General features: G+C 62.2%; 11 protein-coding genes. 7 read left to right on the top strand and 4 right to left on the bottom strand.

Annotated features, from left to right (window positions below; all coding sequences use genetic code 11):
• Positions 1-108 precede the first annotated feature (108 nt).
• The 4 genes from T3A99_RS22555 to edd all read right to left on the bottom strand — a co-directional run bounded on the left by T3A99_RS22555 (position 109) and on the right by edd (position 5,266).
• Complete coding sequence (locus T3A99_RS22555; protein ID WP_047228364.1) at positions 109-1,578, bottom strand: ATP-binding protein; 1,470 nt, start codon at positions 1,576-1,578, stop codon at positions 109-111.
• Positions 1,568-2,299 (bottom strand): response regulator, encoded by a 732-nt coding sequence (locus tag T3A99_RS22550; RefSeq protein ID WP_047228365.1) that lies wholly within the window; start codon positions 2,297-2,299, stop codon positions 1,568-1,570. Before T3A99_RS22550 ends, T3A99_RS22555 begins: the two co-directional genes overlap by 11 nt.
• 184 nt (positions 2,300-2,483) lie before the next feature.
• On the bottom strand, positions 2,484-3,443 hold the full coding sequence (locus tag T3A99_RS22545) for a glucokinase (RefSeq protein WP_047228366.1): 960 nt from the start codon (positions 3,441-3,443) through the stop codon (positions 2,484-2,486).
• Complete coding sequence (edd, locus tag T3A99_RS22540; RefSeq protein WP_047228367.1) at positions 3,440-5,266, bottom strand: phosphogluconate dehydratase; 1,827 nt, start codon at positions 5,264-5,266, stop codon at positions 3,440-3,442. The genes T3A99_RS22545 and edd overlap by 4 nt, the downstream gene beginning before the upstream one ends.
• 219 nt (positions 5,267-5,485) lie before the next feature.
• Here edd and gap point away from each other — a divergent pair, with 219 nt between their 5' ends.
• The 7 genes from gap to T3A99_RS22505 all read left to right on the top strand — a co-directional run bounded on the left by gap (position 5,486) and on the right by T3A99_RS22505 (position 13,681).
• Entirely contained in the window at positions 5,486-6,487 is a 1,002-nt protein-coding gene (gap, locus tag T3A99_RS22535) for a type I glyceraldehyde-3-phosphate dehydrogenase (protein WP_047228368.1), read from the top strand.
• A 185-nt stretch (positions 6,488-6,672) separates the two neighbouring features.
• A complete protein-coding gene (locus T3A99_RS22530; protein WP_047228369.1) occupies positions 6,673-7,191 on the top strand; it encodes an RNA polymerase sigma factor in 519 nt (172 codons plus the stop codon).
• A 169-nt stretch (positions 7,192-7,360) separates the two neighbouring features.
• Entirely contained in the window at positions 7,361-8,266 is a 906-nt protein-coding gene (locus T3A99_RS22525) for a FecR family protein (RefSeq protein WP_218575611.1), read from the top strand.
• Between the two features lie 118 nt (positions 8,267-8,384).
• Positions 8,385-10,979: a TonB-dependent receptor gene (locus T3A99_RS22520; RefSeq protein ID WP_274090912.1), complete on the top strand. Its 2,595-nt coding sequence runs from the start codon at positions 8,385-8,387 to the stop codon at positions 10,977-10,979.
• Positions 10,980-11,146: 167 nt separating this feature from the next.
• Positions 11,147-11,737 carry a biliverdin-producing heme oxygenase gene (locus T3A99_RS22515; RefSeq protein WP_139050982.1) on the top strand — a complete coding sequence of 197 codons (591 nt, stop codon included), beginning with the start codon at positions 11,147-11,149 and terminating at the stop codon, positions 11,735-11,737.
• Between the two features lie 135 nt (positions 11,738-11,872).
• Positions 11,873-12,307: a YbaN family protein gene (locus T3A99_RS22510; protein ID WP_047228373.1), complete on the top strand. Its 435-nt coding sequence runs from the start codon at positions 11,873-11,875 to the stop codon at positions 12,305-12,307.
• A gap of 27 nt (positions 12,308-12,334) precedes the next feature.
• A complete protein-coding gene (locus T3A99_RS22505; RefSeq protein WP_322834817.1) occupies positions 12,335-13,681 on the top strand; it encodes a CoA transferase in 1,347 nt (448 codons plus the stop codon).
• Positions 13,682-13,683 lie beyond the last annotated feature (2 nt).

Raw genomic sequence — 13,683 nt, 5'->3', positions numbered from 1 at the left:
GCGAGTAGGCTCGCTCCCACATTGGCGCCAGGGAATAAACAATTTTTGTGGTCACCACCGAGCCCTGTGGGAGCGAGCCTGCTCGCGATCAACGAGAACGCGGTCCGACTAATCCACACTGCGAGGCAACTGCAATGTCACCCGCAACCCACCCTCGCGCAGGTTCTGCAGGCTGACTTCGCCGCCATGGCTATGGGCGATGTTGCGGGCGATGCCCAGGCCCAGGCCATAGCCCTGCTGCTGCCCGGCCAGGCGAAAGTGCGGTTCGAAGACTTGCTCCAGACGTTGCTCCGGCACACCTGGCCCCTCGTCGTCGACGTGCAGGATGAACGCGGTGTCATCGTCATCGATGTGCAAATGGGCGTTTTGCCCGTACTTCAGCGCATTGTCGATCAGGTTACCGATGCAGCGCTTGAGGGCCAGTGGCTTGCCAGGATACGGCGCCAACGCGCGGCCATCCTGGGTCACCCGACCATTGCCATTGGGCGCCAGGTACGGCTCGACCAGGCAATCGAGCACATGGTTGAGGTCCACCGGCTCGATGTTTTCGTGAATGTCGGTGTCCTTGACGCATTGCAACGCACCTTTGACCAATAACTCCAGCTCGTCCAGGTCGCGGCCGAACTTGGCCTGCAGGTTTTCGTCCTCCAGCAGTTCGACCCGCAAGCGCAGCCGCGTGATCGGCGTGCGCAAGTCATGGGAAATCGCGCTGAACAATTGGCTGCGTTCGGTCAGGTAACGGCTGATGCGTTCACGCATGGCATTGAATGCCCTGCCCACTTCCACCACTTCGCTGCCGCCGCCTTCAGCTACCGGTTCCACTTCGGCGCCCAGGGACATGTCGCGTGCCGCGCGGGCCAGGCGTTTGAGGGGCCGGCTCTGCCAATGCACCAGCAAACCGATGAACAGCAACAACAGGCTGCTGGTCAGCACGATGAAACCGACCTGCTGCGTCGGCAGGCTCTGCTCTTCAAGGCTGGTGTAGGGCTCGGGCAGCAGCGAAGCGATGTACAGCCATTCGCCCGGCGCCATCTGGATTTGCGTGACCAGCACCGGCGGGTTCACCGGTTCCAGGGTCAAGGCGTAGTGGGCCCAGGAGCGCGGCAATTCATCAAGCTTCAGGCCGCCGTTGAAAATCCGCAGGTCTTCGGGACTGACAAACTTCACCGAGATGTCGGCGCTGTTGCCCAGGGATTTTCGCAGTACGTCGTCCACCGCCTTGAGCACCGCCAACTTGCGCGGCGTAACCGGCAGCACGTCCATGCCCAGGGGTTTGTCGTTGAGCGTGACGACAAACCGCGTGCCGCCCATGCTGCGCAATTGATCCAGCACCAATGGCCGGTAAGCCACCGGCAACGAGCGCAGATAGCTGACACTGGCGGTCATCGAATGGGCCAGGCTACGGGCGCTGGTGACCAGGCCTTCGAGCTGGGTGGCGCGCAGTTGCGAGACCCAGATCAGGCTGGACAAGGTCTGGGCGAACAGCACCACCAGCAGGGTCAGCAGCAGCATTCTTCCAAGCAACGAACGCGGCACCGGCACCCGGCGGGCTATTTTCTTGATCCAATCAATGACCATTGCTGGCAATCACACTGGCCGCCAGTTGATAACCACTGCCGCGCACCGTGCGGATCAACCGTGGTGGCTTGTCGGTGTCACGCAGGCGCTGGCGCAGACGACTGACCGCCATGTCGACGATTCGGTCCAGGGGCATCAACTCCCGACCGCGAGTGGCGTTGCCAATGGTGTCGCGGTCGAGGATTTCCTGGGGATGGTCAAGAAACAGCTTGAGCAAGGCGAAATCGGCGCCGGAGAGGATCACTTCTTCGCCGTCGGTGTGGAACAGCCGATGGCTGACCATGTCCAGCCGCCACTCGTCGAAGGCCAACACTTCGCCGCCGGAGCGTTCCTGGCCAAACTGCGCACGACGCAACAGCGCCTTGATGCGCGCCTGGAGTTCACGCGGACTGAAAGGTTTGCCCAGGTAATCATCGGCCCCCAGCTCAAGGCCGATAACCCGGTCGGCCTCGTCGGAACTGGCCGTGAGCATGATGATCGGTACGTGGGCCTGGCGCGGGTGCTGACGAACCCAGCGGCAAAGGCTGAAGCCGTCCTCGTCAGGCAACATCACGTCGAGGATCACCAGATCGCTGGCTGCTTCGTTAAGTGCCTGGCGAAACCCGGCGCCATCAGGGGTAGTACGTACCTGAAAACCCGCGCGACTGAGGTAAGTGTCCAGCAGTTCGCGAATCTCCTGGTCGTCGTCGACCAACAAAATCGATTTGTTCACTGAACTCACGGGGCCTCGTCCTTGTTGTTTGGGTTGGGCGGATTATGCCTGAAGGACGGAATCTACAAACACTGCAAAACCTTGTGGGAGCGAGCCTGCTCGCGATAGCAGTGTTTCAGTCGCCACGAATGTTGGCTGATACACCGCTATCGCGAGCAGGCTCGCTCCCACAGGGGGAGGCCACACTTCAACTTTAAACCGGGTTCGACTGCTCCAACGCCACACCCGCGCCCATCAGCCCGGAATACGGCGCCGTCACCAGCCAGACTGGAATACCCTTGAAATAATCGCTCATGCAGCCCTTGTCGGCGAAGCAACGGGCGAAACCACTTTCAAGGAAAAAATCGGCGAATCGCGGGACCACCCCGCCGACGATGTATACACCGCCACGCCCACCCACCGTCAGCACATTGTTACCGGCCACCCGCCCCAGCCAGCGGCAGAATTGCTCGAGCACTTCCAGGGCAATGGGGTCTCCGGCCAGGCCGGCGGCGGTGATGGATTCGGGCGTGTCGAGCACCGGCGTATGGCCATCCACCGCGCAGATGGCGCGGTACACCCGAGGTAACCCACTGCCGCTCAGGGCGGTTTCGGCACTGACATGACCGATCTCGTTGTAAATGTGCTGCCACAGCTGGGTTTCCCGCGGGCTGCTCATGGGCAGGTCGACATGGCCCCCCTCCCCCGGCAATGCCGCGAAACGACCGCCGCCCAAATCCAGCAACGTGCCCACACCCAGCCCGGTGCCAGGACCGATCACCACCGCCGGACGCAACGGCTCCGGCGTGCCCTCGCAGACAACCCGGTATTCATCGGGACGCAAGCACGTCATGCCCAGGGCCATGGCCGAAAAGTCATTGACCAGCAGCAGCTTCTCGACCTCAAGGGTCTTGCAAAAGGCCAGATTGCTCAGGCGCCAGTGATTGTTGGTGAAGCGAAACTCATCGCCGCTGACCGGCCCCGCCACGGACAGGCACACCGAACCGATCGAACCCGGCTTCAGGCCCACGCCGCTCAGGTAAACCTTGATGGCATCTTCGGGGCAGGCGTAATCCGCGGTCGCCAGCACCTGGATATTTTCCAGGTTGTGGTTCTTCCACAAGGCGAACCGGGCGTTGGTCCCACCGATGTCACCGACCAAAGCCAGTTTCAATTAAGCGTCTCCAGGGCAGAAGTGAAGGCGCTGGCGCCCTGCTCTGCCGAGCTGAAGGCCATGCGCATGAAACCAAACAGCTCGCGACCGGTGCCAATGTTGTTGCCTAACAAGCCCTTGGCCGGTGTGCGTGCGGCGAATTCCTCGGCGTCCACCTTCAACTCCAAGGTGCCTTTGACGCCATCGACGCGGATGATATCGCCCTCCTGCACGCGGGCCAATGCGCCGCCGACGTAGGCTTCGGGGCTGACGTGGATAGCCGCCGGAATTTTCCCCGACGCGCCGGACATGCGTCCGTCCGTCACCAACGCCACTTTGAAACCGCGATCCTGCAATACGCCGAGGAACGGTGTCATCTTGTGCAGCTCCGGCATGCCATTGGAGCGCGGGCCCTGGAAGCGCATCACCGCGACAAAATCTTTCTCCAGCAGGCCGGCCTTGAACGCATCGGCCAGGTCCTGTTGATCCTGAAAGACCATGGCCGGGGCTTCGACGACCTGGTTTTCCAGGGCCACCGCCGAGACTTTCATCACGCCGCGCCCCAGGTTGCCTTCCATCACCCGCAACCCGCCCTCGGCCGAGAACGCGCGGGCCACCGGGCGCAGAATGTTTTCATCGAGGCTTTCGATCGGGCCTTCGCGCCATACCAGCTCGCCGTCTTCGAGAAACGGTTCCTGGGTGTAGCGGCTCAGGCCGTGACCCAGCACGGTATTGACGTTTTCGTGGAGCAAGCCGGCTTCCAGCAATTCGCGGATCAGGAACGACATGCCGCCCGCCGCCTGGAAGTGGTTGATGTCGGCCTTGCCGTTCGGATAGACGTGACTCAGGGTCGGCACCACCTCGGAGAGGTCGGCCATGTCCTGCCAGGTCAGCTGGATGCCTGCGGCCATGGCAATGGCTGGCATGTGCAAGGTGTGATTGGTGGAACCGCCGGTGGCGTGCAGCGCGACAACGGAATTGACCAGCGACCGCTCGTCGACGATTTCGCCGATGGGCATGAAGTTGCCGCTCTGCTTGGTCAGGCGCGTGACCTGGAACGCCGCTTCGCGAGTCAGCGCATCACGCAACGGCGTGTTCGGGTTGACGAACGAGGCACCCGGCAAGTGCAGGCCCATTACCTCCATCAACAACTGGTTGGTGTTGGCCGTGCCGTAGAAGGTGCAGGTGCCGGGGCTGTGGTAGGACTTCATCTCCGACTCCAGCAGCTCTTCGCGGGTGGCCTTGCCCTCGGCATAGCGCTGACGCACGTCGGCTTTCTGCTTGTTGGAAATGCCTGAGACCATGGGCCCGCCTGGCACGAAAATCGTCGGCAAATGACCGAAACGCAGCGCGCCCATCATCAGGCCTGGCACGATCTTGTCGCAGATGCCGAGCATCAGTGCGCCGTCGAACATGTTGTGGGACAACGCGACCGCCGTCGACAGTGCGATCACTTCGCGGCTCGGCAGGCTCAGTTCCATCCCCGCCTCACCTTGGGTCACGCCATCGCACATGGCCGGCGTGCCACCGGCAAACTGGCCGACCGAGCCGATCTCGCGCAAGGCTTTCTTGATCTGTTCCGGGAAGGTTTCGTAGGGCTGGTGGGCCGAGAGCATGTCGTTGTAGGAAGACACGATGGCGATGTTGGCGGCGTTCATCATCCGCAGGTGATGCTTGTCTTCGGTGCCGCAACCGGCCACGCCGTGGGCGAAGTTGGCGCATTGCAACTTACCGCGCATCGGACCGTCGCTGGCTGCACCGCGGATCAATGCAAGGTAAGCCTGACGCGTGGCGCGGCTGCGGGCGATAAGCCGTTCGGTGACCTCAAGTACGCGGGGATGCATGTGTAGAACTCCAGGCTAACGGGTGTGGCGACCTGATTGTCTATGCTGGTCAAAACCCCGCCACGCATTGGGCGACAGCGGATTTCTTGACCATTCGGACCAGTTGATTCAGGTCAATCGTTGTAGATAAAACAAAATATTGCCACTAAAAAGGCTTGTTTTCTATTTTTATGCGAATAATCTTGTAATTCCAACAACAAATCGACGGCGGCGCAGTTAATGACTCTTCGAATCGCAATCAATGGTTTTGGCCGCATCGGCCGCAACGTCCTCCGTGCACTGTATACCCAAGGTTATCGTCGCGACTTGCAGATCGTCGCCATCAACGACCTGGGCGACAGCGCAATCAATGCTCATCTGCTCAAGTTCGACACGGTTCACGGCACCTTCGATGCCGACGTGCAGCACGATCACGAAAGCCTGACGGTCAATGGTGACCGTATCTCGGTCAGCGCCATCCGCAACCCGGCCGAACTGCCCTGGGCCGCCGAAAAAATCGACGTCGTGTTCGAATGCACCGGTTTGTTCACCGACCGCGCCAAGGCCGCCGCCCATATCAGCGCCGGCGCCCGCAAGGTGATCATTTCGGCCCCGGCCAAGGGTGCCGACGCCACCGTGGTGTACGGCGTGAACCACGATATTTTGCGCCAGTCCCACCAGATCATCTCCAACGCTTCGTGCACCACCAACTGCCTGGCCCCGGTGGCCCAGGTGCTGCACCGCGAACTGGGCATCGAAAGCGGCCTGATGACCACGATCCATGCCTACACCAATGACCAGAACCTGACCGACGTCTACCACAGCGACCCATACCGCGCCCGTTCGGCCACACAGAACATGATCCCGAGCAAGACCGGCGCCGCCGAGGCCGTGGGCCTGGTGCTGCCGGAACTGGCGGGCAAGCTGACCGGTATGGCCGTGCGCGTGCCGGTGATCAACGTGTCGCTGGTGGATTTGACCGTGCAGCTCAAGCGTGAAGCGTCGGCCGAAGAAGTCAACGAACTGCTGCGCCAGGCTAGCCAGCATTCGAAGATTCTCGGCTACAACACCCTGCCGCTGGTCTCCAGCGATTTCAACCACAACCCGCTGTCGTCGATTTTCGACGCCAACCACACCAAGGCCAGCGGCAAGCTGCTCAAGGTACTGGCCTGGTATGACAACGAATGGGGCTTCTCCAACCGCATGCTGGATAACTGCCTGGCGTTGTGTAACGCCGAGTAACTCACCGCGCAGCCGGTAATGTGGGAGCAAGCTTTGCTCCCACAGGTTTGCTCCCACAGGTTTGCTTCCACAGGCCTGCTTCCCAGGCTTGCTTCCCACATGGAGTCGGGGTGGTGAAATGAGGGCTTGACCCATCAACTAGATGATAAGCATTATCATCTAGTCAAATCGAATCGGGCCCTACCGTGAGTCAATCGCGCTTTCATCACGTCTTCCTTGCCCAGCGCACGCCACTGCTGCGCACCCTCCAGCGCATGGTCAACAACCCCAGCACCGCCGAAGACCTGCTTCAGGAAACCTACCTGCGTGTCACTCGCGCCTTGGGCGAGCGCACGGTCGAGCACCTCGAACCCTTCGTTTTCCAGACCGCCCGCAACCTGGCGCTGGACCACTTGCGTGCGCGGCGTATTCAGTCCCGGACCCTGCTGGACGACGTGCCGCAGGAAGTTGTCCACAACGTGGTCGCCCCCCAAAGCAGCGCCGAAGACGCGGCCCATGCCGAGCAGATGCTCGAACGCCTCAATCTCCGCCTGCAAGCGCTGAGCCCGCGACAGCAGCAGATTTTTATCCTCAGCCGGCTGCACGGTCACAGTTACCAGGACATCGCTAAACGGCTGGACGTGTCGCTGAGCACCGTGCAGAAGGAACTGAAGCTGATCATGGCGATCTGTGTGGGCGTGGCCGAACGCCTTGGTGGCGACTGAACCTGTAAGGATTTTCTCTAAGAGGCCGTCGCCGATTGCGCTGGCCTGCGACCCTGCTAGGCTTGGTCGCTGACGCTAAATAGCCGTGCAAAAGACACTGCGAGGAACCACCGTGACAGACAAACAACGTGCCCCTGAGCACGCTGCGGCGCAGGACACCGCCCATGCCATGGAACAGGCGCTGGACTGGCTCATTCTGCTGGACAACCCCAGCGAGGAGCAGACCCGGCAGTTCCAGGCCTGGCTGGCGGCCGATCCGCGCCATGGTCAGGCATTCAAGCGGGCCCAGGCGATCTGGAACGGCCCGCAAGTGATGCAAAGCGCCCGGCAACTCAAAGGCCGCCCCCAAGCCAGTGCACTGTCACGCTTGCGCGCCCATTGGAAACCCTTGGCCACCGCTGCCGTGCTGTTTCTGGGCCTGTTCAACTTCAGCGACCTGCCCCTGCGTCTGCAGGCCGATCACCTGACCGTGGTCGGTGAACGCCAGCGCCTGCAACTGGAGGATGGCTCCAAGGTCCTGCTCAACACCGACTCGGCCTTTTCCAGCACGTTCAACGACCAACGGCACATAGCTCGGTTGTACAAAGGCGAGGCGTTTTTCGAAGTCCCGGACACACGCACCCTGCCTCTGCAAATCGACGCCGGGCCGGTCATCGCCAGCGTCAGCAACACCACCTTCGCGGTGCGCTACCTCGATGGCGTGACGCAAGTGCAGGTGCAGCGCGGTGATGTGGATTTGCGGGCCACGCGTTATGACGCCCATGTCAGGCTGTCGGCCGGGGAAAGCATCCGCATCGGCCCCAACGGCTTCGACCGCCCTGCCCGGATGGATGCCAGCACCGATCTGGCGTGGGTCCAGGGACGACTGGTGTTCGAGAATCGACCGCTGAACCAGGTACTGGCCGAGCTGCGACGCTACTACCCTGGCTGGATCATCAACAACAACGAACAGTTGGCCCAGGTCGCAGTGACCGGCAATTATCGCCTCGACCAGCCGCTGGACGTGGTCCGTTCTCTGGCCCACATCACCTCTGCGCGCCTCCAGGAATTCCCGGCGCTGGTGATCCTGAACTAAATGAGAATTATTTTTACTCGATAGGCTTCGCTGGTTCGTCTCGTTATAGCCAATGCAATTGATTCGCATCCAGCGACATCATCTGCACCTATAACAGATGCGACACGGAGCGCTATCGATGTCCTCTCGCCTTACCCGCCGGTCCCTTGCCCCTGCGTGCACGCTGTCATTGCTGACCGCCGCCATCCTGATCGCCGGCACCGCGCCGACCGCCCTCGCCGCCACCACCGCGCAGCCGCCTGCGCGCAATCTTGGTGATTACACTTTTGCCATTGCCCAGCAACCGCTGGTCTCGGCACTGAATGCGTTCACCGCCGTCACGGGCTGGCAGGTCGGCTTGCCCGCAGAACTGGCCGAAGGCGTCGCGTCGCCGGGCGTCAACGGCTCGCTGCCAGCGGAAAAAGCCCTGGAGCGCCTGTTGGTGGGGACCAACCTGAGCTACCGCAAACTGGGCAACACCAGCATTGTTCTGCAAAAGCACAGCACCAGCAGCGTACTGAACCTGCAACAGGTGACGATCAGCGCCACACGCCAGGAACAGGACATCGTCAGCGTACCCAGCAGCGTCAGCGTCTACGACCGGCAGGAACTGGACCGCAACAACGTCAACACCCTCAAGGATCTGGTGCGCTATGAACCCGGCGTTTCAGTGGGTGGGGCAGGCCAGCGCGGCGGCATCAGCGGCTACAATATTCGCGGAATCGACGGCAACCGGGTGCTGACGCAGGTCGACGGTGTGGAAATTCCCGGGGGTTTCTTCAACGGCCCGTACGCCAAGACCCAGCGCAATTACGTGGACCCGGAAATCGTCAAGCGCGTGGAGATCCTCCGCGGCCCGGCCTCGGTGCTGTACGGCAGCAATGCCATCGGCGGCGCCGTCAGTTATTTCACCCTTGATCCGGACGACATCATCAAACCGGGTAACGACGTCGGCGCCCGCCTGAAGACCGGCTACAGCTCCGCCGACGAAAGCTGGCTCAAATCCGCCACCCTCGCAGGTCGCAGTGGGCCGTTCGACGGCCTGTTGCATTACAGCCAGCGCGACGGTCATGAAACCCAATCCTACGGCAATAACAACGGCACCGGCCTAGACCGCACCGCGGCCAACCCCGAAGACGTGCGCACCCACAATGTGCTGGCCAAGCTCGGCTGGAACTACAACGATGATTCGCGCCTGGGTCTGGTCTACGAGAAGTACAAGGATGACCGGGACACCGATCTGAAAAGTGCCTATGGCGGCCCCTACTCCGACGGCCAGCCGGCAATTCCTGACTTTGTATTGCCCGGCGGCATGTATCAGTGGCGCACCGGTAACGACACCATCAGCCGCGAACGCTTCGGCCTGGAGCACAGCTTCGCCCTCGACAGCCTCCTGGCCGACCACGTGAAGTGGAGCCTGAACCACCAGATCGCCAAGACCGACCAGAGCACCGCCGAGTTTTACTTCCCCATCACCCGCCAGGTGCTACGCACACGAGAGACCCTCTACGAAGAAAAACAGTGGGTTCTCGACGCCCAGTTGGACAAGGCCTTCAGCCTCGCCGACACCGATCACGCGCTGACCTACGGCACCACGATCAAGCAGCAGAAAGTCACCGGTTCGCGCAGTGGCAATGGCGTCTGTCTGGCCGTCGGCGTGGGTTGCTCAGCCGTCGGTGCCATCAGCACCCGGGACGTGCTGGAAAAAGCCAGCGACTTCCCGGACCCGACCATCAACACCTACAGCCTGTTCGCCCAGGATCAGATCCGTTGGAACCGATGGACTTTCACGCCGGCCCTGCGTTACGACTACACGCGGCTCAAGCCGCACCTGACCGAGGCATTCCTCAACACCGTGGACCCCACCAGCGGCGGTCAAGTCAGCGACAAGAACAAGACCTGGCATCGCGTCTCGCCCAAATTCGGCCTGACCTACGCCCTGAGCGACCAGTACACCTGGTACGGCCAGTACGCCGAAGGCTTCCGCACGCCAACCGCCAAGGCGCTGTATGGTCGCTTTGACAATCCCGGCGCCGGCTACAGCGTGGAACCCAACCCCGATCTGGAACCGGAAAAAAGCAAAAGCTATGAGACTGGCCTGCGGGGCCGTTTCGACTCCGGTTCGTTCGATGTGGCGGTGTTCTACAACAAGTATCGCGACTTCATCAACGAAGATGCGATCACACCCGGGGCCGATGCGCTGACCTTCCAGAGCAACAACATCAAGCACGCCACCATCAAGGGCGCCGAGGTCAAGGGACGCCTGAACCTGGATCTGTTCGGCGCACCGCAAGGCCTGTACACCCAAGGCTCGGTGGCCTATGCCTACGGTCGCAATAACGACACAGGCGAGCCGATCAACAGCGTCAACCCGCTCACCGGCGTGTTCGGCCTGGGTTACGAGCAGGACCGGTTCGGCACGTTGCTCAGTTGGACCCTGGTCAAGAAAAAAGACCGCGTCGACGACAGCAACTTCAACTCGCCCGATGGCGTCAGCAGCCAGTTCAAGACCCCGGGCTTCGGCATCCTCGACCTGACCGGTTTCTACAAGGTGACCCACGACGTCACCGTCAGCGGTGGTCTCTACAACCTCACCGACAAGAAGTACTGGCTGTGGGATGACGTGCGTGGCTACGACAGCGTTGGCGAAGCAGCGGTGCTGAGCCCCGCCAACCTCGACCGTCTGACCCAGCCCGGGCGTAATTTCGCGGTCAATCTGATCTGGGATATCTGACTCGGTTGCCAGGCAAAACAAATACCTGTGGCGAGGAGCGTCATGTGAGAGCAAGGCTTGCCCGCTATGAAGGTGATGCGGTCTTCCAGGAATCGAGGCGCCTGTTCGCGAGCAAGCTTTGCTCCCACAGCCTCTCGCCACAATGTGCTCATTCGAAGGAGTTTTTCATGACTACCCAACACCCCGTTTTACGCTCCCAACGCTTGAACCAGATCACCCACGAGCCCCACAGCAGGCTCGATGCACTGGTCAAGGCCCACGCCCCGTTCGAAACCAAGGCCAACTTCGCCCGCTTCGTCGTGGCCCAGTACCTGTTCCAATCGGAACTGGTGGCGCTGTACAACGACGCCGAACTGTCCAGCCTGATCCCCGACCTGCCGGCCCGTTGCCGGGCAGAAGCGGCCAAGGCAGATCTTGCGGACCTGGACACCGACGTCCCCGCGCCAGTAGCCGGCGCGGTAAAAAATCCGACCCAGGCCGAGGCCCTGGGTTGGCTGTTTGTCTCCGAAGGCTCCAAGCTCGGTGCTGCATTTTTGATCAAGCGCGCCGTCGGCCTGGGCCTGAGCGAAACCTTCGGCGCTCGGCACCTGGCAGAACCTGCCGGCGGTCGTGCTGAAGGCTGGAAAACCTTCATCCGCACCCTCGACGGCCTGGCCTTCACTGAACAACAGGAAGCCGAAGCGGACAAAGGCGCGCTGGATGCCTTCAATCGGTTTACGGTGTTGCTCGAGCACGCCTATGAAGCTGAACTGGCCTGAAATTCACCACCACTGCCTGTGGGAGCGAGCCTGCTCGCGATTGCGGTGTGTCAGCCTCCAATGATGGCGCCTGGCACACAGCTATCGCGAGCAGGCTCGCTCCCACAAGGAAATGCGTAGGCCTGAAAGAAGTTCATGAACTGTCCAGCCTCGAAAACCGCCCAACTACTCTTCGCCCTGCTCGCCTACACCAGCCTGGCCATCGGCCTGGTCGCCATCGTCGTGCCCGGCCTGCCGACCACCGAGTTCATCCTGTTGGCAGCCTGGGCCGCCACCCGCAGTTCACCGCGACTGAGCGCCTGGCTGGAAAGTCACCGGCTGTTCGGGCCGATGCTGCACAACTGGCGCAACGGCAAGGTCATCCCGCGCCGGACCAAGGTCGGTGCCACCGCCAGCATGCTGTTCTGCGCCGGGCTGATGCTGGTGATGCTCGACCACGGCTGGCCGGTGTATCTGGCCTTGGCCGGCATGGTCCTGGGTAACCTGTGGATCTGGTTCCGCCCGGAACAAGTGCGGGAGCTTGCTCCCGCTGGGCCGCAAAGCGGCCCCCAACGCGATTTTGAACTATGATCGCCCTCTCGTTCCGGAGGGCTTTCGATGTCAGATCTGCTCACGTCCATGCAAGCCGCGCTTGGTTTGCCCACGACCCCGATCACCTTCACCGGCGTCGGTGCCCTGCCGTCGGCGTTCGCCGTCACGGAGCTGGCCTGCGCCAGTATTGCCGCAGCCGGCCAAGCCGCCGCCGAGCTCATCCACCAACAAACCGGCCGTCTGCCGGCCCTGGAGGTCGACCGACGGCTGGCGTCGTTCTGGTTCTCCACCTCCCTGCGCCCCATCGGCTGGAGCGTACCGCCGATGTGGGATCCGGTAGCCGGCGACTACCCAACCACCGACGGCTGGATTCGCCTGCACACCAATGCGCCGCATCATCGCCTTGCCGCGGAAAAAGTCCTCGGCACCTGCACCGACCGCGCCGACATGGCGGCCAGGGTGGCTCGCTGGAACAAGGCCGAGCTGGAGCAGGCGGTGGTCGAGGCGGGCGGTTGCGCCGCCGAGATGCGTTCATGGCAAGCGTGGCAAACCCACCCTCAAGGCTTGGCAGTCAATGCCGAGCCGCTGGTGCACCTGAGTGAAACGACTGGAGAGCAGCGCAAGCCCTGGCTCGGCTCCATTACCCAGCCACTGGCGGGCCTCAAGGTACTGGACCTGACCCGCGTACTGGCAGGCCCCATCGCTAGCCGTTTCCTCGCAGGCCTGGGAGCCGACGTGCTGCGCATCGACCCACCGAGCTGGAACGAGCCCGGCGTGGTGCCGGAAGTCACCCTCGGCAAACGCTGCGCCCGCCTGGATTTGCACCGAGCTGAAGATCGCGTGGCTTTCGAGGCTCTGCTCAAGGAGACCGACATCCTCCTGCATGGCTACCGCGCCGACGCCCTGGAACGTTTGGGCTACGGTGCCGAACAACGCCAGCGGATCGCCCCTGGTCTGATCGATGTCAGCCTCAACGCCTACGGCTGGAGCGGCCCCTGGCAGAACCGGCGCGGCTTCGACAGCCTGGTGCAAATGAGCAGCGGCATCGCCGAAGCCGGCATGGGCTGGAAACACACAGACAAGCCAACCCCGCTGCCGGTGCAGGCCCTGGACCACGGCACCGGATACCTGATGGCCGCCAGCGCGATTGTGTTGCTGTCCCGACGATTGATGAGCGGCCAGGGCGGCTCGGCACGCTTGTCACTGGCGCGCACGGCGAAGCTGTTGATCGAACGTGGCGCGGGGGATCCGACCTCATTGCGGGCCGAGGCCGAGGATGATCAGGGACTGGTGGTCGAACAGACGCCGTGGGGACCGGCCCATCGCCTGCAGGTGCCCTTGAAAATCACCGGAACACCACTGCAATGGACCTTGCCGGCGGCGGAGTTGGGCGCGCATCGGGCCCGGTGGTGACG

Source organism: Pseudomonas sp. N-137, assembly GCF_034555295.1.
GTDB lineage: Bacteria > Pseudomonadota > Gammaproteobacteria > Pseudomonadales > Pseudomonadaceae > Aquipseudomonas > Aquipseudomonas rhizophila.
This window is presented reverse-complemented; position numbering and strand designations above follow the sequence as displayed.

Bases quoted from the DNA above. Each gene is read 5' to 3' on its own strand.
- T3A99_RS22505 (WP_322834817.1), top strand. From the start codon at position 12,335: ATGTCAGATCTGCTCACGTCCATGCAAGCCGCGCTTGGTTTGCCCACG.
- T3A99_RS22525 (WP_218575611.1), top strand. From the start codon at position 7,361: ATGGAACAGGCGCTGGACTGGCTCATTCTGCTGGACAACCCCAGCGAG.
- T3A99_RS22555 (WP_047228364.1), bottom strand. From the start codon at position 1,578: ATGGTCATTGATTGGATCAAGAAAATAGCCCGCCGGGTGCCGGTGCCG.
- T3A99_RS22515 (WP_139050982.1), top strand. From the start codon at position 11,147: ATGACTACCCAACACCCCGTTTTACGCTCCCAACGCTTGAACCAGATC.
- gap (WP_047228368.1), top strand. From the start codon at position 5,486: ATGACTCTTCGAATCGCAATCAATGGTTTTGGCCGCATCGGCCGCAAC.
- edd (WP_047228367.1), bottom strand. From the start codon at position 5,266: ATGCATCCCCGCGTACTTGAGGTCACCGAACGGCTTATCGCCCGCAGC.
- T3A99_RS22520 (WP_274090912.1), top strand. From the start codon at position 8,385: ATGTCCTCTCGCCTTACCCGCCGGTCCCTTGCCCCTGCGTGCACGCTG.
- T3A99_RS22510 (WP_047228373.1), top strand. From the start codon at position 11,873: ATGAACTGTCCAGCCTCGAAAACCGCCCAACTACTCTTCGCCCTGCTC.